This is a genomic window from Hymenobacter negativus (genome assembly GCF_016056375.1).
Taxonomy (GTDB): domain Bacteria; phylum Bacteroidota; class Bacteroidia; order Cytophagales; family Hymenobacteraceae; genus Hymenobacter; species Hymenobacter negativus_A.
Genome location: NZ_JAEDAE010000003.1, coordinates 401,019 through 421,423, shown reverse-complemented (window position 1 = coordinate 421,423; position 20,405 = coordinate 401,019). Strand labels below are relative to the sequence as shown.

The window sequence follows — 20,405 nt, the reverse complement described above, 5'->3', positions numbered from 1 at the left end:
TCAATTTTTCCACATGACCATCGAAGAAGCCCAGAAAACCGTCGATACCTGGATTACGACTACGGGTGTTCGCTACTTTAATGAGCTGACCAATCTGGCCATCCTCACGGAAGAAGTGGGCGAAGTGGCCCGCCTCATCGCCCGTCAGTACGGCGAACAGTCGTTCAAGGAATCGGACAAGGGCCGCGAGCTCGGCGACGAGCTGGCCGACGTCTTGTTCGTCGTCATCTGCCTCGCCAACCAGACCGGCATCAACCTCACCGAAGCCATGACCCGCAACCTGGCTAAGAAAACCCAACGCGACAGCCAGCGGCATCAGGATAATGAGAAGCTGAAGTAATAAAATTGTCATACTATACGCAGGGAAGCATCTGAGAACAAATCATTAGACGATTATCCCAGATGCTTCCCTGCGTTCAGCATGACAAACAATTACGCTAACACCAGCCGGTCGGCCTGCCACACGGGCAGCACGTTGGTATAAGCGTCAATCCGCAGGCAGAACTCAAAATCCTTGCTGGCTTCCAGCGAATTGAGGCGTCGAACATGGGCCGATTGCAGCAAATACGCCGACAAATCGGCCTTGCCCTGCTCCCATAAGTTCAGCGCCGCCAGCGTGGCATCGGAGCTGCGCACGTCGAAATCCGCGCTTAGCCGCTCGGCCAGCGCACCGCCGAATATGGTGTCTTCGAGGCAGAACTGGCCTTTCCAACCGGCGCACACCACCAGCACATCGCGCTGCTGGCGGCGGGCAAAATCGGCCACGGCCGCCAGGTTCAGGAAACTGCCGACTACCACAGCGTCCGCCGCCAGCGAGCGACGGAGCGCCGCCGTGCCATTGGTAGTGCTGATGGTGAGGGCGCGGCCCCGCACTGGCCGGGCAGCATCGAGAAAGCCGAAGGGCGAATTGCCCAAATCGAAGCCAGCGGCGGGCAGGCCGTCGCGCTCGGCTGCGGTGAGGCAGCCGTGCTGCTGACCGTAAGCGCTGCATTCGTCCAGCGAAGCCACTGGAAAAACATAGGTTACGCCCTCCCCCAGCGCCGTGACGATGGTGCTGGAAGCCCGCAGAATATCCACGATAACGGCCACCTTGCCGCGCAAGTCATAAAAGGGCAGCAGCTCGGGCGAGAAACAAATATCAAGTTTGTACACTGGTTGAATTAAGAGTTAAAAGTTAGGAGTTAAGAGTTGGTAGCTAGGGTCCATAGAGCCCGTAACCAACTCTTAACTCCTAACTTTTAACTCTTGACTCTATTCTTCCGTGCCTTTGGTGAGCGGCAGTTTGCTCACCGTAGCGGGCATGTTTTTGCCGCGAATCTGCACGAAAATCTGGGTACCGGGGGCTGCCAGCTCGGTTTTCACATAGCCCAGGCCGATGCCTTTGCTGAGCGAAGGCGACTGCGTGCCGCTGGTGACGTCGCCAATTTTCTGGCCGTCGGCGTCCACTAGTTCGTAGTGGCCGCGCGGGATGCCGGGGCCGTCCATCACGAAACCAACCAGCTTTTTAGTCACGCCGGCTTCCTTCTGCTTTTTCAGGTTTTCGGAGTTCGTGAATTCTTTGGTGAACTTGGTAATCCAGCCCAGGCCGGCTTCGAGGGGCGAGGTGGTGTCGTCGATGTCGTTGCCGTAGAGACAGTAGCCCATTTCGAGGCGGAGCGTGTCGCGCGCGCCCAGGCCGATGGGCTTGATGCCGTAGGGCTGGCCGGCGAGCATAATTTTATCCCAGACCATGGCGGCGCTTTCGTTCGGGATGTAGAGCTCGAAGCCACCCGCGCCGGTGTAGCCGGTGGCCGAAATAATGACGTCGGGCGCGCCAGCAAAGGTGCCCTGCACGAAGGAGTAGTACGGGATGCTGCTCAAATCCACGTCGGTCAGCGACTGTAAGGCAGCCTGCGCCTTCGGTCCCTGCACGGCAAACAGGCTGGTGCGGTCCGAAATGTCTTCCATCTCCACGCCCTGCGTATTGTGGTGCTGAATCCAGCTCCAGTCTTTTTCGATGTTGGACGCGTTGACTACCAAGAGGTAATCTTCATCGGCCAGCTTGTACACCAGCAGGTCGTCCACGATGCCGCCGTCGTGGTTGGGCAGGCAGGAATACTGGGCTTTGCCGTCGGTGAGCTTGCTGGCGTCGTTGCTGGTCACGCGCTGAATGAGGTCGAGGGCCTGGGGGCCGCGCAGGCGAAATTCGCCCATGTGCGACACATCGAACATGCCCACCGCGCGGCGCACGGTGTGGTGCTCGTCGAGGTCGGACGAATAGCGCACCGGCATGTCGTAGCCGGCAAAAGGCACCATTTTGGCACCCAGCTCGCGGTGCTTGCTATCGAGGGTAACGGTTTTCAGGGAAACGGTCATAGAGGAGTGACTGAGTAGCGGAGTGGCTGAGTGAGTGGGAATGGTTTGGAGCTGCAAAGGTGGGGCAAAAAAGAAAAGCCGCTTCACAATGAAGCGGCTTTTCCTGTAGCGTGGACTCTGCGAGTCCGCGCATCGTTCGTTTAATGCGCGGACTCGCAGAGTCCACGCTACAATTACACGGCCGCCATCCAGTTGTGCACGTCGGCGCCTTCGCCGGTGCGGATGGCATCTAGGGCCGCGCCTACGCGCTTCGAGAAGGCGTTGGGGCCAACTTCGGGCAGCTCGTAGTCGTGCCCTTCGTAGCCGATGACGGCAATGGGCGCGATGGTAGCGGCCGTGCCGGCGCCGAAAGCTTCTTCCAGTTTGCCGGCATGCAGGGCCTCCACAATTTCGCGGCTGCTCACCTTGCGCTCTTCCACGGGCATGCCCATGTCGTGGGCCAGCTCCAGCACGCTGCGGCGCGTGATGCCGTCGAGGATGCTGGTGCTGAGGGCGGGCGTCACCACGCGGCCGTCAATCACGAAAATGGCGTTCATCGTGCCCGATTCTTCCACGTAGCGGTGCTCCGAGGCATCGGTCCAGATGAGCTGGTTGTAGCCTTCCTGCTGGGCCAGCTTGGTGGGGTACATGGCTGCGCCGTAGTTGCCGGCGTTTTTGGCGTAGCCCGCGCCACCTTCGGCCGAGCGCACGTATTTCTGCTCGAAGCGCACACGCAACGGCTTGTTGTAATACAAGCCCACGGGGCAGGTGAAAATCACGAAACGGTACGCCTCCGAGGGCCGCACGCCGATGAAGCCATCGGTGGCAAACATGAAGGGGCGGATGTAGAGCGAGCTGCCCGCGAAAGTGGGAACCCAGCCCGCATCGAGCTTGATGAGCTCGCGCAGGCCCTGCATAAACAGTTCTTCCGGGATGGTGGGCATGCACATGCGCTCGGCCGAGGCGTTGAGGCGCGCCCAGTTGTCAAGCGGGCGGAACAAGGCCACGCCGCCATCGGTCTGATGGTAGGCCTTCATGCCCTCGAAAATGGCCTGACCGTAGTGCAGGGCCGAGTTAGCGGGGCTTACCGAGAGGTCGCCGTAGGGCAAAATCTGGGCATCCTGCCACTCGCCGTCGCGGTAATCTACCACAAACATGTGGTCGGAAAATACTTTGCCGAATTCGAGGTGGTCGAAGTCCTGCGTGGCCAGCCGCGAGGCCGTGGTTGGCTGCGTGCGAATCGGAAGAATGTCTATCATAAAAAGGCAGTTACGGGGTACGCGTGGGTGGGATTTTCCGAGTACGGAATTAGAGAGGGTGTGGGTAATTAATTAAAAGCAAAGGTCGGCAGTTGGCCGGAATCAATCGGCTCGCTGGCTTTGCCGAAGCCTGGAGCGAGGCGGCCGGGCTTCTTTCTGCATGACGCTCAAAGGGGTTGTTTCGGTTCACAGCCGGGCCTGCCAGGTTACTTCCTCCACGCCCAGCTCGTGGGCCATGGCCCGGCTCAGCACAAACAGAAAATCGGACAGGCGGTTCAGATATACCACTACCAAATCAGCCACAAAAGCATCCTCGGCTAGGTGAATGACGAGGCGCTCGGCGCGGCGGCACACGCAACGCGCTACGTGGGCGTGGCTTACAGCGGGATGGCCGCCCGGCAGAATAAAGGCGCGCAACTCGGGCAAATCGAGGTTGAGGCGGTCCATTTCATCTTCCAGCAGCGTCACGTCGGCGGCGTGCAGGTCGGGCAGTTTCATTTTCGACTTCTCCGGGTCAGCCGCCAGGGCTGAGCCAATGGTGAATAGCCGGTCCTGGATTTCCTTAAGCAGCGGCCGGCGGGCGGCATTCACTTCTTGGTCGCTCACCAGCCCGAGGTGGGAATTCAGCTCATCCACCGTGCCGTAGCACTCAATGCGCAGGCTGCTCTTGGGCACGCGCGTGCCGCCGATAAGGGAGGTGAGGCCTTTGTCGCCGGTTTTGGTGTATATTTTCATGTATTTAGCTGGTTCTTGAACGTCATGCAACGCGCCGCGAAGCATGGAACGGAACGGTGCTGCGCGATTGGTTTACCCCCAACCACTTAGTGCCCCGCCATTGCGTGGGTGGTGACGTTCCGGTTCACCTCGTCGGTTTCGATGAGGCCATCGCGCAGGCGCACAATGCGGTGGGCGTAGTGGGCAATATCTTCCTCGTGTGTCACCATGATGATGGTATTGCCCTTGGCATACAGCGCCTCAAACAGGTCCATGATTTCGTGGCTGGTCTTCGAATCGAGGGCACCGGTGGGTTCGTCGGCCAGCAGCACGCTGGGGTTGTTGACGAGGGCGCGGGCAATGGCCACGCGCTGGCGTTGGCCGCCGCTCAGCTCATTGGGGCGGTGCGAGGCTCGGTCGGCCAAGCCCACCGAGCGCAGGCTTTCCATGGCGCGCTCGGTGCGCTCGCGCTTGCTCAGGCCGGCGTAGATGAGCGGCAGGGCCACGTTGTCGAGGGCCGAGGCGCGGGGCAGCAGGTTGAAACTCTGGAAAACGAAGCCAATTTCCTTATTACGCACCTCTGCCAGCTGGTTATCACTCATCCGGCTCACGTCCTGCCCATTCAGAATGTACTGGCCCTTGCTGGGCGTATCGAGGCAGCCCACAATGTTCATCAGCGTGGATTTGCCCGAGCCCGACGGCCCCATAAACGCCACGTACTCGCCGCGCTTGATTTCAATGCTCACTGACACCAGCGCGTTGATGACCTCCGTGCCCATCACGTAGGCTTTGGCGATGTCGGTGGTTTCGATAACGTTCGGATTCATGGAACCAGGGGCTTATTGCAGAGGTGAGGGAGCGGGCGCTTGGGAGAAGGACGCCCCGGCCGCCGCGCGGGCTGCCTGGTGGGCGGCGTACTCCGTTGCTAAAGTAGCATAAGTATTGGGCGGTAGCAGCCGGCGCAGTTGGGCCAAGGCATCGGCGGCGTATTCGGTCAGGCCGGCATCGGCAGCGGCCAGCACGTAGGCCCGCAACAGCGGTACAGACTCCGGGTTTTCGTCGAGGCCGGCGCGCAGGGCCGAGTAAGCGTTTGTGTAGTCGTGTCGACGGGTGTAAAAGTTAGCGGCAGCCAAGACGGCTGGGGCATTGAATGGGGCTTCGCGCACGATGCGCTGGTAGCTTTTGGCAGCGGCCGGGGCGTTGTTCTGCTCGGCATGCTGGGCTTCGGCCAGCCAGGTCATACCCACGCGGCCGGCTGTATCAGCAGCCAGCACCGGACGGCCCGCGGCCAGCAACCGCTGCGCCTGCCTCCCCTGCCGCTGCTGGGCCGTGTCGGGCGAAGTTAGAAGCCGCGCCGTGGCAGCCCGCACCGAGTCGGCATTGCCGCTCAGGGCCAGCGCATATACCCGCATTTCGGCAGCCTGGGGCGCACCGTGCGAGGCCGCAAAAGCTAGTTGGTCGGCGGCAGTGGCGTATTGGCCCTGCTGAAGCTGCCACAGCGCCAGCAGCTGCTGGAAGTACGCTGAAGTAGCCGTAGTCCCCGCCGCCAGCGGCAACAGCAGCTGCCGGGCTACCTGCTCCTGCCCCAGCGCATGCCGCGCTAGCGCCTGCAGGAACAGTAACTGTTCGTAGTAGTCGGCATTGGCCGGCTGTGTGGCCAAGCGGTTCAGTTGCGCCAGCAAAGCGGGCGTGAGCTGGGCTTTGCGCCGGGCCACGTCCCACAGCACCGCGTGGTAGAGCTGGGCAAAGTTGGCTTCGTCCAAGACCTGCACATCGGCGGCCGGGGCAGCGGGCGTGGGCTCCATTGGCGTAGCAGTGCGGAGCTGGAGCAACGTGAAGTTGCTCATCAGCGCCGGCTCCGTGGTTTTCAGGTTCAGTTGGGCGCTGCGCTTCCGGGCATCGGCCAGCAGGTTCTGGCTCAGTAAAAAGGCCAGCTGATTGGTACGGCTGGCGTAGCTACCGGGAGCCAGCTGTTCGGCTTTGTCGAGGTAGAAGGCGACGGAATCGGTTATGGTGGTGCGGGTGAAAAGCTGGGCCAAATCGCCGGCCAGCGCCGCGCTGCGCGGGTGGGCCTTCAGGCCGCCGCGCAGGATGTCAAGCCCTTCGAATAAGTCGTCCGGGTCGCTATACAGCGTGGCCAGACGCAGCGAGACCTTCTCATCGGGCCCGCGCAGCAGGGCGCGGCGCAGGGAGAGTATCTCGTTGCGGCGCTGCTGGCGGAAGCGGAAAATGGCTGCCCGACCAAACTCGGCGTGCCGGTTGGCGCGGTACAGCACGTCGCCGCTTTCGGCGTAGTAGCGCTCGGCCAGGCCAGCGAGGCTGAGGTCGTCGGGCGCGGCTTCGCTTTGCTGGCGCGTGAGGTCGCCGAGGTTATTGTACTGGCCGGCCATCACTTGGTTAGCCAGCGGAAAGTCCTGGCGCGACTGCACCAGAATCAGGCTCCCAATCGACAAAACATACACCGAATAGAACGGCAGCCGGCGCGGCTCAAATACTACCCGGTACACCCGCAGCCGTTGCCGGATAAGCGGCGCAAAGTTCACCAGCACATACAGCAAAAACGGGGCGCCCAATAGCAGCAGCGCCAGCCCTGTGAAGCTGCGCGCCGCCACCAGCAGGGGCGTATTGGCCGTGGCGAAGGCATAACCCAGCGCCCCGGCCGCGCCCAGCACAATTAACGGGTACAGTTGCGCCATTCCTTCGGCATACGGTACCCAGGCCGCGTAGCTGGGCGCCCGCAGCCGCAGGCCCAGCCAACTGGTTACCACGGCCGGTAGCAGCAGCACCAACGGGTCAAGGTTCAGGCCCGGCAGCAATTGCAGTACTCCGTCATTCCAGACGTACAAGAAGAGCGCACCCAGGTAAAGCAAGCTGGCGGCCACAAACGGCAGCAGTCCGAACCGCCCCGTCGGCTGTTCGGCCTGGGTATTGAACCACAGCAAGGCCCTGATATTCTCTAGGCCCACCCACAGCACCAGCAGCACTACCAGTACTGCGCCGCCCGGCGTAGCATACGCCGCCAGCTGTAGTACGGTATCCACAACGGGCAGCTGGCTTTGGGCGAGGAGCAATGCGCTCAGCCCGGCCACCACGGCTCCCATCACCACGGCCCGCCGCCACAGCGGCCAGTCCTCGGCAAAAGCGTGCAGGGCAAAGCCAATGCCGCCCACCAGCCCCAGCATCAGGTACAGGAAGTACCGCTCACTGGTATTGAAAACACCCAGCGACTCGGTATTAAGCGACAGCAGCAGGAAAATAACCGGCACCATGCCCGCCACGAAAGCCATGCGCGCCAGTGTGCTCACCACGGCTACCCAGCCCGCCAGCACCACCGCCAGCAGCACCAGAAACACGCCCGCTGCCACCGGCTGCGTAAATGGCCCCGCCACGTCGTGCGTCAGCGTCACGATAAAGCTGCTGGCCTGCACCGGCAGGTGCACCGGGCCGGCCGCCACGCTGTCCAGCGTCAGGGGCGTGGCTTGCAGGTGCGCTACCTCGCGCACGGGCAGGGTACTGTTTTCGCCCGTGAAATAATAAAAGATGGTCAGGCCCACGGCCAGCGCGGCCAGCCAGACCAGCCAGCCGGGCCGCGCCACGGCGCGACTGCTTACAGATTGCGGCGTCACCAACTATTCCAGCACTTTGGGTACCCGGAAGTAGTCCGAATCCTTGCGGGGCGCGTTGCGCAGACCGTCCTGGTGGCTCACGGTATTGCGGGCCTCATCGTCGCGCAACACGTTGATTTCCTGCGAGAGGTGCACCAGCGGCTCCACGCCCGTCGTGTCGAGGCCTTCGAGCTGGGCCACAAAATCGAGGATATTGTTCAGGTCGCCGAGCATTTGCTGCTCGCGGGTTTCATCAAATTCGAGGCGGGCCAGGTGGGCCAGGCCGCGCAGGGTGCCAAGGTCGGTGCTCATGCTAGATTATGAGTTTTGAAGTAGGAATTATGAGTTGGTGAACTACCCCTGCTCAGATGGGGCAACGGCACTCGGCGCGCGCCAAGTGCTGGGACCGGGTTTCACGGCTCCTTCGGGCAGGAAATCGGCGGCCAGCTGGGCCGATACCCGCGCCTTTAGCTCCGGTATATCGGCCAGGGTGAGGCCGGCGGTGGGAATGGGTGGATGAAAAACAATTTTGAGGCGGTGGTAGCGCACGCGCAGGCCCTTTTCCACATCAGGCATAAACATATGGTTCAGCGGCATGCCCACTGGCACGATGGGCACCCCGGCCTCAATAGCCATCTGAAAGGCCCCATCCAGAAACGGCAACAATTCTTTGCCAGGGGTGGGCGATATGCGGCCTTCCGCAAAAATGGCGATGCTCTTGCCCTCGGCCAGGTTGCGGCGGGCCGCCACCATAGCCCGGCCCCGGCTCACGGCGCTGCCCCGGTCCACGGTGATGTAGACCCGTCCGAAAATACTCCCCCATACCGGCACCTTCGCCAGCGAGGCCTTGCCCATCATGTTCAAAAAGCCCGGGATGTACTTAAAGAGCATCATGATGTCGATGTACGAGCCATGATTGGCCACGTACACGCAGGGCTGCGGATTGGGGCCCTGGCTTTCGCGCACCACTTCTACCGGCACGCCCCACATCGTAATGGATAGCCACGACCAGAAGCGGTTTATCGCGTGCACCACCCTGCCCCCGTCGGGCCGCCGGCTGAAATACCATTGCACCGGGTACGTGAGTACAAACGGCACGATGAACCAGAAAGTAGCCCACGTAGTGTAAAGGCGATGGCCGAGGTAACGAAGCTTATGGCGCATGGCAGCAAAGTTAGGCTAGCCAGCCGGAGTGCATTACACCAAGGCACTAGGCCGGACGGCAAAGGCATCCCAGACGGCCGCAAAATTTCCCATCAGCAGATAGCTACGAGCGGGCGGCTAGCACTTTTTCCGCCTTCAGCAGGCCAGCTACGCTGATGCCGTCCGTAATGCGGTCGTCCATCACCATCCGGACGGCTTCGGCCAGCGGCAGCTTCCACAGGCGCAAGTCTTCGGTTTCCTCGGGCTCCAGCTCGCCCTGGGTTAGGTCTTCGGCCAGGTACACAAAGCCTTCCTCGTCCGTCACCGAGTTGGAAGTATGCAGGCGGGCAATACGCGTCCAGCGGGCCGCCGTCAGGCCGGTTTCTTCCTTCAGCTCGCGTTGGGCCGATTCCAGAATATCCAGCTCTACTAGGCCGCCGCCCATCGGAATTTCCCAGCTGTACTCGTTCAGCGGGTAGCGGTACTGGCCCACCAGCCAGGTATTGCCCTCCGCATCGACGGGCACAATACCCAGCGCCTTGTTTTTCATCGTCACCACGCCGTAGATGCCCTGGCCGCCGCCGGGGTTCCGCACCTGGTCTTCACGCACCGAAATCCACGGGTTGTGGTACTTGATTTCGCTGCTAAGCGTGTGCCAGGGATTATGAGTTTCGTCCACATCGGGGCGGGCATTGGATTGCATAGCTATTGACGAAAAAAATTATGGATTTAATACGCAAAACTACGTTGGATGTGGCTTTCATGAAGTTGTCGTTCGCAGCTGTATATCCTCCATCCGCCGTGAAAAATTAGCCGTTGGCCGCTTAAATCTCCTGATTAATCCAATAACATTTGCGTTCCCCCCGTTTAGTTTCGTAGCTTTGACCCATAAGTACCCCCGCACGGGCTGGAAATGTGGAAAGGAAGGACCTCTCGTGCGGCGGCGCTCTGGCTGAAAAGGTGGGGTAGACACCTCTAAGCCGGACCCGCCACTTTAAGGCCGTTACCCTCGGGTGGCGGCCTTTTTTTGTGCCTTGTTAGTGGCCTGCTGCATTGTTGATGAGCGGTTGCCCCCTCTGTTGTGCTTAACCCTGACGGGCAGGCTGCCGTACCTCCCTATTCCGGTTGCATACATCCCGGCCGGCACCTTCCTTATGGCTCAGCCCAATTCCAAACCCAAGCAAAACCCCACCCCGGAAGCCCACGACCCGCTTTTCAACCTGAAGCACGCGCAGGCCGAAGCTGACCTGGCTCAGAATACGCAAGGCCTGGGCCCCGTTACCAACGAATACGTTTCGACCGACGAGGACACCGAAATCGACGAAGGTCCCCGCGACAGCCAGGGCCAGCGCCGCGGCGAAAGCACGCCCACGGACCTGGGCAGCACTGCTGGCAGCCACTAATCAACATTCATAGCAAGGAAGGGAGTGAGGAATAAAAGTAACTTTGCAACGGTTATTTTTATCCCTCACTCCCTTTTTCGTTGCTAACAGCTACCTGCACCGGCCACGCTCTCGAAGCAGGCCTCGACGAAGCTGGCCGGGGCTGCCTGGCGGGTCCGGTTTTCGCGGCGGCCGTCATTCTGCCGCCCGATTTTGCTCCGAAGTTCCTTAACGACTCCAAGCAGCTCAGCGCCAAACGGCGCGATGCTTTGCGGCCCATCATTTGCGACGAAGCCGTGGCGTGGGCAGTGGGTCAGGCTTCCGTAGAAGAAATTACCAGCATCAACATCGCGCAGGCCAGCTACCTGGCCATGCACCGGGCGGTAGCAGCACTCGGCATCAGGCCCGCGCATCTTTTAGTTGATGGCAACCGGTTCACACCATTGGCCGGCTTTGCGCATACCTGCATCATTGGCGGCGATGGCCTGTATCGCAACATTGCCGCCGCTTCCATCCTGGCCAAAACCTTTCGGGATGAGCACATGATGGCCCTGGCCGACGAATTCCCGGAATACGGCTGGCAGCAGAATGCCGGCTACCCCACCGCTAGCCATCGGGCAGCTATCAGGGCACACGGACCAAGCCCGCACCATCGCCCGGGGTTTCGGCTGCTATAGGCAGTGTTAATCCTTCAGCTTGAGCAGGTCCAGAAACAGGCTAAACCCGTCCACGCTGGTCCCGCCTTCGCCGAAGGTATCAAAGCTCAGTGGCTTGATGATGTAGCCGCTCACGGCCAGTTCCTGCGCTTTCAGGCGGTCCGATTCGAGGTCGGAAGTCGTCATGATGAAGACGTTCAGGTTTACAAACTCAGGGTCGGAACGCAGCACTTCCAGCAGTTCCAGGCCATTCATGCGTGGCATGTTGATGTCGAGCATCACGAGGCTGGGCTTGGCTATTTTGGGTTCTCCTCCCTCGCCGCGGAGCATGCGGAGGGCGTCACGGCCATTGCGGGCGTGGATGAGGGGCACGTTGATGTTTTGGCGACGCAGCTCGCGCTGCACGTTCATCACGTCCATCTGGTCGTCTTCCACGAGCAGGATGCTGGGCGTGGGATGGTCGGCGGACATAGGCTTGGCAATTGGCAACAGCGGGAAAATGCCCGCGAACAGCAGTTCAAAGCTGCTATAAAGTAGCGGTTGATACGGTAGAAACGACTGGCGTGGCTACCGCAGCGGCCACATTTTTGGTTTTGGGCGGATGCTTGGGCCAGGTGAAAATGAACTTAGCGCCCTGACCTTCGGCCGATTTGACGCTGATGCGGCCGCCCTGCCGCTCCACAATTTTTTTCACGATGGCCAGTCCCACGCCGGTACTTTCAAAAGTATCGCGCTCCGTCAGGGTCTGGAAGATGACAAAAATACGGTCGTGGTATTCGGGGTCAATACCCGGCCCATCATCAGCCACCGAAAATGAGTAGAATTCGCCCGCATCATCGCAGCCGATGTGCACGGTGCCCGTGGCAGGATGGTCGTGGTACTTCACCGCGTTGCTGATGAGGTTAGTGAACACCTGTTGGAGCTGCACGGCATTGGTAGTAAGCGTGGGCAGGAAAAACGGTAGCTCTACCTTGAAGCCCTCGGGCAGATGCAGGCTATCGATGATTTCACGCAGCAAGGTCCGCACAAACACCGTCTCGTTGGCCTGCGCTACCCGGCCCACGCGCGCTAAGTCCAGAATGCCGCTGATGAGCTTTTCCATACGGTGCACCCGCTGGCGCATCATGCCCAGAAACTCGCGGATGTGGGTCGGCAGCGCTTCCTTGCCCATATCCTCCTCAATCCAGCGGGAAGCGCTTTCGATGCCGCGCAGCGGAGCTTTCAAATCGTGCGACACAACATAGGCAAACTGGTCAAGCTCTTGGTTGCGGCTTTCGAGTTGGTTGATGTTGGCCCCTACAGTGCGCGCCATCACGTTCAGGGCGGCCGTTAGTTCGCTTACCTCGTCCTGCTCGTTGTCCACAATCTGGGTATCGTAGTCGCCATCGGCCATGCGCCGGGCCAGATTGAGCATGCCACGTAGCCGCCGGGCAAACGTCCGCACGATGTACAATGCCCACAGCAGCCCCAGCACCAGCGCCATAATGGCCAGTCCCACCGACAGCCATTCGGCCCGGATAATACTGCCGTTCAGACGCTGGCGCATGGCTTTGCGCGAGGCAGCTTCCGTCTGCTCGAATTTATTTAGCCGAAACCGGATATTGTCCATCAGCTGCTTGCCCGTGAGAGTTTCGGCCAGGCGGTGGTGCGGCATGTTTTCCAGGCCGCGCTGCAATGGGTTGCGCCGGCGGGCCTCCCGCTTCTCCGCAATCAACAAATGGCTGTAGCCCAGCCACTGCTGAAAGAGCCGTTGGGTCTGGTCAATCAATTGAACTTGTCCGGGGCTTTCTTCCACCAGCGTGCGCAGCTGAGAAAACCGGCCAACCAAGTCGCGTTCCCCTTCATAATAGGTGTCCAAGGTCGCCTCATTGCCGATGAGAATGTATCCCCGAAACCCGGTTTCCATGTCCACGATGTTCCGCAGCAGGCTCACCGCTTCGTTGGTAACATGCTGGGAGGATTCTACTTGCCGGGAGTTGCGCAGCACTTGGCCCGCCAATTTATAGGAGAACAGCACAATCACCGAAAACAGCGCCAGCAACAGCACAAATCCGGCAAACAGCTTCGTAGTAAGGGTTATTTTCATGCATTGGTGCGCGGGCGCATCGCTTCAGGCCTTGGTACGGAGCTTGGTCTCCATGGTTTGGAGCAGGCCCATCATTTCATCGGCAATCACCTGCAGAGGCGCATAGCCCGCCCCTGCTTCCTGAACATTGCCCGCGAGGTACAGGTCCATCAGCCGGCTGGCCTCCCTGTGAATCAGCACGTGCTGTTGGTCAAAATGCCGAGCTTCGGGCAGGTGCGCGTACACTCCGGTCCCGCGCATGCGGGTAGCTATCCACAGGCCCAGGCCGCATTGCTCGGGGTCCCGCAACAGGTCTTCGCTGCCACCATTGCCAAAGAGAAAAGAACGCAGCTTGCTCTTAAAATGTACGTGCTTGATGCGGGCGGAATCAAAGTCCTGTTTCAGGTCTTCCGTGGTCATAGGCAAATTTATACCGGTAGGCGAGCGCACGGCGCAAAGCACCTGTCGCAAAACCGGGAGCTGCCCCGGCGAGAGGGGGAAATAAAGCCGCGCAACCGGCCAAGGCCTCATAGTACGCCACAGGGCCCCGGTCGGTTGCCGCTTTGGAATTCGGTACTTTCGCGGTTCAATCATTTTCCTCGGTGAGCCCTCGGCACTGCCGCCGGCCACCTTTCATCATTTCCCCACCATGACCCAAGACCAGATTAAGGACTTGAAGGGCCGCGCCGAGGCCCTGAGGAGGTATCTTTGACTACGATGCCCGCAAAGAACAATTAGCGGCCTACGAGGCCAAAACCACGGCTCCCGGCTTCTGGGATGACTCCAAAGCCGCCGAAGCCACGCTCCGCGAAATCAAGCCTATTAAAACGTGGACTGATGATTTTGAGGCCGTGCAGCAAGCGCTGGCCGATACCGAAGTCCTCTACGACTTCCATAAGGAAGGCGAGGTGAGCGAAGCCGAAATGCAGGACGACTACAATGCCACGCTCAAAAAGCTGGAGGAGTTGGAGTTCAAGCGTATGCTCTCGGACGAGGAAGACCAGCTTTCGGCCATCATCGATATCAACCCGGGGGCCGGCGGCACCGAAAGCCAGGACTGGGCCGAAATGCTCATGCGCATGTACATCATGTGGGCCGAAAGCCACGGCTTTGGGGTGAAGCAAATCAGCTACCAACCCGGCGAAGGCGCGGGCATCAAGTCTGCCTCGCTCGAAATTGATGGAGACTTCGCCTACGGCTACCTGAAGAGTGAAATCGGCGTGCACCGTTTGGTGCGCATGTCGCCCTTCGACAGCAGCGGCCGACGGCATACGTCCTTCGCCTCGGTGTTTGCCTACCCGGTGATTGATGACACCATCAACATCGAAATCAACCCCGCCGACATCTCCTGGGACACCTTCCGGGCCGGCGGAGCGGGGGGGCAGAACGTGAACAAGGTGGAAACCGCTGTGCGCCTTACCCATGCGCCGTCCGGCATCATCATTGCCGTCCAGATTGAGCGTAGCCAGCTCATGAACAAGGAGCACGCTTTGCGCATGCTCAAATCGCGGCTTTACCAGATTGAGATGGATAAGCGCCACGCCGAGCGCGACAAGGTGGAAGCCAGCAAGAAGCGCATCGACTTTGGCTCCCAGATTCGCAACTACGTGCTCCACCCTTATAAGCTCATTAAAGACTTGCGCACCGGTATTGAGCGCACCGATGTGCAGAACGTCCTCGATGGAGACTTGGACGAGTTCATCAAAGGCTTCTTGATGCAGAGCTAGAGCTGACTTATCTATTAGCCAATTTTATATGACAAAAAAAAGGCTGCCCGATTGGGCAGCCTTTTTTACGTTGAACGGAAATCCGTTACTTTTTATCCCAGAAGAGTTTCGTCTCAGCCTTATCACCACCGATGGCAGAAGCAGCCTGCGAGTAGTTAGAGCCGTTGATGTTTTGCTCAACAACCGGGTAGAGCAAACGAACCGGAATACCCGAAACGGCTGCAGCAGGAGGCGTCAGCACAGGGTAATCAAGACGACGCCACGAGGTCCAGGCCTCAACCGGCTGGTTGTACAAAGCCACCCACTCCTGGTAAGCAATGCGCTGGATAGGAGTACCGGGAGCCGTGCTGAAAGCCACGTTTGGCTGAGCCAAGTAAGCGGCAGCTTCAGCGGCGGTTCCACCCCACTGCGGCTCCGTAATCGAAGCAGTAACACCGGCATTGTAGTGCGACTCGGCGGTAGTACCTGCCCCTACGTTCCAGCCGCGGAGAGCACCTTCAGCCAGCATCAACTCTACTTGAGCATACGATACAATCACACCAGGCAACGTCTGTGCGCGCAATTTAGTACCGGGCAGCGAGTTGGTAGTTTTGCTATTGGTCGAGCCGTACGTGCCACCAGCAAAGGTGCCAGCGGGAAGCGAGGAATTGGTCGCCGGGTTGAAGTACTGCTTCAGACGCGGGTCTACAACACCAGTAGCCGGACCAGTAGTACCCTTCAACTGGTTGATGAAATAGCTGGTACCAGCAAAGTCGGTACGGGCGCTTCTCACCAGGTCCTCGTAAAGCGGGTTGGTGTTGGGGAACGTGCCGTTGAAAGTCAAGTCGATAACGTCAGCATTCGAAGCTGGCAGTTTACCAATCGTGGATTCAGCCATGGTCTTTGCCTTGGCACCATCAACATCGGCAATAACGAGAGCCATACGCAGTTTCATGGCGTAGGCAAACTTGAGCCACAGAGCCGTGCTACCGTTGTTAATCAGGTCGTTGGCACCGAGGCCCGTTGCTACGGTCGGGTCAATCTTACCGATAGCTACGTCAAGTCGCGAAATCAGGTCGTTGTAAATGGTCGCCTGGTCGTCGTACTTGGGCTGCGCCTTGTTATAGTCGAGCGCATCGGTATAGGGAATGTTTCCGAAGGTCTCTACCAGGTTAGCCCAGGCATAGATTTCCAGAATTTCCGCTACAGCCAAAGCGTTGGTCTTGTTAGCAGCAGGCACCGTCAAGTCGGTAGGAATCGTCGTTTTTGCCTCGCGCAAGTCACGGATGCAGTCACGATACAGAGCCGACCAATACGCATTCGGAATGTTCCGGGTGTTCTGGTCATAGCGCGACTCGGTTGGGTAATCCGTAGCAGCCCAATACTGAACGTAGAAGCGGAAAGGATTGAGGTTTACGTTCGTGCTTACGAGCGTCCGAGCGAGCGTGCGCTCAGCATTGGCAATGAATCCCGATGCAAGAGCAGTGGTAGGGGATTTGGGGTCAACGTTATAATTGCTCTCCAGTGACCCTACGCAGGAGGTTGTCAGCATCAATGCTGACGCACCAGCAATAAGAATATTTTTCATGTTTGATTAGAAGCTGAGACGGAGGTTAGCACCAAGCGTGCGGATAGCGGGGAACGAACCAGTGGAATAGCCTTGGCCGAAGTTACCGGAGCTAGGAGCATCTTCTGGGTCAGCGTAAGGCAGGTTCTTGTTGATAATCCACAGGTTGCGGCCTACGATGGAGATGTCAGCACCTTTCACACCACCTACTTTAGCCATGAAAGCTTTCGGCAGCGCGTAGGACAGCGATACTTCACGCAGTTTCACGAAGCTGGCGCTGTACACGAAGGCAGCAGCGGGGTTAACCGTGGTGCCGTAGGCAGTGTAGCCATTAACCGTGCTGTTGTCAGCACGAACCGTGTTAACCGAGCCATCCGACTGAACGCCGGGGAAAATTACACCGCCGCCGTTGGCAATGGTGTTACGCGAAGGGTTGCCCAGGTCGTTGAGACCAGCCGTAACAGGATACAAGCCCGTGTCCAGACCATACGACTGGTCCAGCGAGAAGATTTGACCACCGTTGCGTACATCCACCAGGAAGTACAACGACAGGCCTTTGTAAGATACCGTGTTCGAAACACCGCCGGTCCAGTTAGCATTGGGGTTAGCAATTACTTCGTTGGCGGTAGCGCTTTTCACATAGTAACCATCGGTGCCAACCACACGCTGGCCATCTTTGTAAACGTAGTTGAAACCACGGATGGTTCCGTAGGGCTGACCAACAGTAGCGTTGCTCGATACACCGCCCTGGTAGTTAGCCAGTACAATGTTGTCTACACCATCGGCGAGCGACATTACGCGGTTCTGGTTCTTAGTCCAGTTGGCGTTAATCGTCCAGGTGAAATCGTTGGTTTTAACAGGCGTCACGAAAGCAGTGAGTTCCAGACCACGGTTACGCACGTCACCGGCGTTGACGTAGCGGAAGCTGTAGCCGGTAGCGGTCGAGATGTTAATCGGAATAATCTGGTCAATCGAGTTCGACTGGTACACGTTGGCTTCGAAACCCAAGCGGGTGTTCAGGAAAGCCATTTCAAGACCGATTTCGGTGCTCTTCGTGCGCTCAGGTTTCAGAGCGGGGTTGTTTTTGGTGTTGGGTACCGAGAACAAAGCAACCGAACCAAAAGCAGTCGGCTTGTCATAGCTGTCCACAATGCTGTAAACAGGAGCACCAGCACCTACTTCAGCATAGTTTACACGGGCTTTGCCATACGACAACCACGGAGCGGTTTCTTTCACCAGTTCAGAGAACACAAAACCCAATGCTGCCGAGGGGTAGAAGAAGGTGTTTTTGTTTGTTGGCAGAGTCGACGACTTGTCCTGACGAGCCGTCAAATCCAGGAACAGGAAATCGCGGAAGCCCAGGGTAGCGCTAGCGAATACACCGTCGACTGCCTGGCGCAGGTCTTGCTCAGTAGGGGGGCTCAAAGCCGATACGCTGTTCGACAGCGAGTACAACTCAGGGATAACAAGGCCGCTGTTGGTAGTAGCACGAATCGACTTCGTAGCCTGACGACGCATGTTAGCACCCAACAAACCGTTGAAGCTCAGGTCCTCGTTAATTTTAGCTTTGAAGTTACCAATCAGGTCAAAGTTAGCCTCACGGTAAGTACGGTTGAAACGGCTGTAGCCAGCTACGTTAACCGAGCCATAAGCCATGCGCTCTTCCTGCAGGTCGTCGTTCGAGTCCAGAGTAACACGGCCCAGCACGCTGAACCAGTCGGTTACTTTGTAGTTAAGGGCAACGTTGCCGAAAGTGCGGTAGCGCGAATCAGTTTCGAAGCTCTTGGCACGGGAGAAGTAAGGGTTGTTCCAGTATTCTGCTTTAGAAGTAGGGCTGGGAGCCGAAAGGTTCCAGCTAGCATTCAGACCAGCGTACTCATACGCCTGCTTCTGCTCTTTCAGGTCAACGTTGGTCTGCCACCACTGACGGAAGTTGGTCATCAGGTTTTCACCGAACGTACCGCTGTAGCCAGTGCCGTAACGGCCTTTGCCGTCTACTTCCGAGAAGTTTACCGAAGCACTAGCCGTCAGGCGGCTCGTGAGGTTCAACGTACCAGCGAAGTTGACGGTGTTCTTGTTAACCTGGCTGTTTGGCAGCACACCTTTATCGCGTACGCTGTTGTAGCCGAGTTTGAAGGTACCTTTTTCGCTACCACCGTCGATGGTGATGCTATTGTTCAGCGTACGAGCGGTTTCGAAGAAAGTCGACGGGTCGTTGGCAGCAGCTACCCAAGGCGTAGCCTTGCCGAAGCTCGAAGTGCCGGGCACGAAAGCATTCCACTGGTACACGTTCAGGTTCGGGTCGAAACGCGGACCAGCCGATGCATCAGCGTCAAGTTGGATGTAGGTATCAGGAACACCATCGCCGTTCACGTCATCCGTGTTGAAGGTAGGGCCGTAACCAGCGCCGTACTCCTTCTGGTAAGTAACGAAGGTGCTCTTGTCGATGCGACCACCGGTGATACCAGCGTTGATGGTAACGCCAAGGCCCTGACGGCCCTTCTTGGTGGTGATGAGGATAACACCGTTACTAGCACGCTCACCGTAGAGAGCAGTAGCGGCAGCACCTTTCAGAATCGTCATGGTAGCGATGTCATCCGGGTTGATGTCGGCGGCAGCGTTGCCGTAGTCATAACCACCACCACCGGTCTGCTGACCCGAGGTGTTGGTGTTGGCGTTGCTGATTGGCACACCATCTACTACGAACAGCGGCTGGTTGTTACCAGTGATTGACTTGGTACCGCGAATCAGGATGTTGGTCGAACCACCCAGGGTGTTGCTCTGACGGATTTGTACACCCGCTACTTTACCCGACAAGCCGTTGATGGCGTTGGGGTTACGAGCGGCCGTTACTTGGCTGCCTTCAACCTGCGTGGCAGCGAAAGGCAGCGAGTTGCGGGTACGCTCCTGACCGAGGGCAGTCACGACTACTTCACCAAGCTGTTTGGTATCGGCGGCCAGCGAAATGTTGAAAGTTGAGTTGGAACCGATAGGCTGCTCAATGCTGGCGAAACCAACGGAGCTGATGCTAAGGGCCGTGGCGCTAGCTGGCACACTCAACGAAAAAGAACCATCTGCATTTGTTGATGCACCGATGGTAGTACCTTTTACCAGAACCGTTGCACCGGGCAAGCCTTGCCCGTTAGAACGGTCCGTCACGCGACCCGAGACAGTTCGGTCTTGTGCATTTACCTGCTGCAACAGGCAGGTCATCAGTAAGACGACCATGAAAAAGAAGTGTTTCATGTAGTGATGAAAATGGTGAGTGAATTGAAAAAAATGGTAGAAATGGAGAAAAAAGAACTTAATGAGACCAATCTAATGGCAAGGTATTACAAGTTTTTTTGTTACGCCAATATTTCGCGCCCCCCGGCTTTCAATATCAATATTAAGTTGATTGAATACATAAACCAACTTTACTAAGATAAGCAAATCTCGCCAAACACCAGGTTTTGGATGCAAGTATTTTGTATTCTGGTAGGTTAGGTCTCTAGATTGTTGTGGGCTCCCCTGGGCATCCGTCCGAAAAGTACGTCCCAACATGAAGTTTAATTTCATCAGAGAGGGCTCGATAAGTCGAAATACATCATAGCGACAAAGATTGTCCAAGCGCCGCAGACGAAATTAATGAGCAAAGTCAGGGGCTTTGGGAAGAATTAAATGATAGACCCCCCAACTATCCGGCGGGTTATTTATTAATGCCATCGTTAATTTATTAACAAAATCATAAATATTATAATAATAATTCATCTATAATATTAGAAAGCTGGTCAAAGCACTGATTGGCAATGAAATTTGTCGAAAATCAAGTGTGTAATCCAATTCCCATATATTAAAAATACAATAAAACAGCATTATTACAACAATAGCAGCCATCTATTTGGGGAAGAAGTGCGCTGGTATATCCCAGAATGACTATCACTAAAAGTAGCACCTCAGTCTCTATAGGGCTATCCAAGGCAAATATCGCAACT

At 57.9% G+C, this 20,405-nt stretch carries 18 protein-coding genes; 4 read left to right on the top strand and 14 right to left on the bottom strand.

What is annotated here, in order from left to right; all coding sequences use genetic code 11:
- The first annotated feature begins 13 nt into the window (after positions 1–13).
- Positions 14–340 (top strand): nucleotide pyrophosphohydrolase, encoded by a 327-nt coding sequence (locus I7X13_RS09765; protein ID WP_198075329.1) that lies wholly within the window; start codon positions 14–16, stop codon positions 338–340.
- A 92-nt stretch (positions 341–432) separates the two neighbouring features.
- Here I7X13_RS09765 and I7X13_RS09760 read toward each other — a convergent pair whose 3' ends face one another.
- The 9 genes from I7X13_RS09760 to I7X13_RS09720 all read right to left on the bottom strand — a co-directional run bounded on the left by I7X13_RS09760 (position 433) and on the right by I7X13_RS09720 (position 9,758).
- Positions 433–1,152 (bottom strand): 2-phosphosulfolactate phosphatase, encoded by a 720-nt coding sequence (locus I7X13_RS09760; protein WP_198075328.1) that lies wholly within the window; start codon positions 1,150–1,152, stop codon positions 433–435.
- A 99-nt stretch (positions 1,153–1,251) separates the two neighbouring features.
- Positions 1,252–2,355, bottom strand: coding sequence for a glycine cleavage system aminomethyltransferase GcvT (gene gcvT / locus I7X13_RS09755; protein WP_198075327.1), 1,104 nt, complete (start codon positions 2,353–2,355; stop codon positions 1,252–1,254).
- Positions 2,356–2,528: 173 nt separating this feature from the next.
- On the bottom strand, positions 2,529–3,593 hold the full coding sequence (locus I7X13_RS09750) for a branched-chain amino acid aminotransferase (protein WP_198075326.1): 1,065 nt from the start codon (positions 3,591–3,593) through the stop codon (positions 2,529–2,531).
- A 186-nt stretch (positions 3,594–3,779) separates the two neighbouring features.
- Complete coding sequence (locus I7X13_RS09745; RefSeq protein ID WP_198075325.1) at positions 3,780–4,328, bottom strand: cob(I)yrinic acid a,c-diamide adenosyltransferase; 549 nt, start codon at positions 4,326–4,328, stop codon at positions 3,780–3,782.
- An 86-nt stretch (positions 4,329–4,414) separates the two neighbouring features.
- On the bottom strand, positions 4,415–5,134 hold the full coding sequence (locus I7X13_RS09740) for an ABC transporter ATP-binding protein (RefSeq protein ID WP_198067847.1): 720 nt from the start codon (positions 5,132–5,134) through the stop codon (positions 4,415–4,417).
- Positions 5,135–5,146: 12 nt separating this feature from the next.
- Positions 5,147–7,933: a tetratricopeptide repeat protein gene (locus I7X13_RS09735; RefSeq protein ID WP_198075324.1), complete on the bottom strand. Its 2,787-nt coding sequence runs from the start codon at positions 7,931–7,933 to the stop codon at positions 5,147–5,149.
- A 3-nt stretch (positions 7,934–7,936) separates the two neighbouring features.
- The gene (gene gatC, locus I7X13_RS09730; RefSeq protein WP_168671800.1) at positions 7,937–8,224 is read right to left on the bottom strand and encodes an Asp-tRNA(Asn)/Glu-tRNA(Gln) amidotransferase subunit GatC; all 288 of its coding nucleotides are present in this window, start codon (positions 8,222–8,224) and stop codon (positions 7,937–7,939) included.
- Between the two features lie 42 nt (positions 8,225–8,266).
- Positions 8,267–9,076: a lysophospholipid acyltransferase family protein gene (locus I7X13_RS09725; RefSeq protein WP_198075323.1), complete on the bottom strand. Its 810-nt coding sequence runs from the start codon at positions 9,074–9,076 to the stop codon at positions 8,267–8,269.
- A gap of 103 nt (positions 9,077–9,179) precedes the next feature.
- Complete coding sequence (locus tag I7X13_RS09720) at positions 9,180–9,758, bottom strand: NUDIX domain-containing protein (RefSeq protein WP_198075322.1); 579 nt, start codon at positions 9,756–9,758, stop codon at positions 9,180–9,182.
- A 451-nt stretch (positions 9,759–10,209) separates the two neighbouring features.
- On the opposite strand from I7X13_RS09720, the gene I7X13_RS09715 reads away from it, so the two are divergent.
- On the top strand, positions 10,210–10,458 hold the full coding sequence (locus tag I7X13_RS09715) for a hypothetical protein (RefSeq protein ID WP_198067843.1): 249 nt from the start codon (positions 10,210–10,212) through the stop codon (positions 10,456–10,458).
- Between the two features lie 80 nt (positions 10,459–10,538).
- Positions 10,539–11,114, top strand: a complete 576-nt coding sequence (locus tag I7X13_RS09710; RefSeq protein WP_198075321.1) for a ribonuclease HII — start codon at positions 10,539–10,541, stop codon at positions 11,112–11,114.
- Positions 11,115–11,120: 6 nt separating this feature from the next.
- On the opposite strand, the gene I7X13_RS09705 is transcribed toward I7X13_RS09710, so the two are convergent.
- Genes I7X13_RS09705 through I7X13_RS09695 form a run of 3 tightly spaced genes read right to left on the bottom strand, consistent with a single transcriptional unit; the run spans position 11,121 to position 13,578 of the window.
- A complete protein-coding gene (locus I7X13_RS09705; protein WP_198067841.1) occupies positions 11,121–11,564 on the bottom strand; it encodes a response regulator in 444 nt (147 codons plus the stop codon).
- 55 nt (positions 11,565–11,619) lie between these two features.
- Positions 11,620–13,179 (bottom strand): sensor histidine kinase, encoded by a 1,560-nt coding sequence (locus tag I7X13_RS09700; protein WP_198075320.1) that lies wholly within the window; start codon positions 13,177–13,179, stop codon positions 11,620–11,622.
- 24 nt (positions 13,180–13,203) lie between these two features.
- A complete protein-coding gene (locus I7X13_RS09695; protein WP_198067839.1) occupies positions 13,204–13,578 on the bottom strand; it encodes a CZB domain-containing protein in 375 nt (124 codons plus the stop codon).
- Positions 13,579–13,807: 229 nt separating this feature from the next.
- Here I7X13_RS09695 and prfB point away from each other — a divergent pair.
- Positions 13,808–14,885, top strand: a protein-coding gene (gene prfB / locus I7X13_RS09690) for a peptide chain release factor 2 (protein ID WP_198067838.1) whose coding sequence is annotated in 2 segments (ribosomal slippage) — positions 13,808–13,867 and positions 13,869–14,885 — 1,077 coding nt in all. Because the reading frame shifts where the segments join, the coding sequence is not laid out codon by codon here.
- 85 nt (positions 14,886–14,970) lie between these two features.
- Here the strand turns inward: prfB and I7X13_RS09685 are convergent.
- Together I7X13_RS09685 and I7X13_RS09680 are read right to left on the bottom strand one after the other, a co-directional pair.
- A complete protein-coding gene (locus I7X13_RS09685; RefSeq protein WP_198067837.1) occupies positions 14,971–16,452 on the bottom strand; it encodes a SusD/RagB family nutrient-binding outer membrane lipoprotein in 1,482 nt (493 codons plus the stop codon).
- A 6-nt stretch (positions 16,453–16,458) separates the two neighbouring features.
- A complete protein-coding gene (locus I7X13_RS09680; RefSeq protein ID WP_233454732.1) occupies positions 16,459–19,677 on the bottom strand; it encodes a SusC/RagA family TonB-linked outer membrane protein in 3,219 nt (1,072 codons plus the stop codon).
- Between the last annotated feature and the right edge of the window lie 728 nt (positions 19,678–20,405).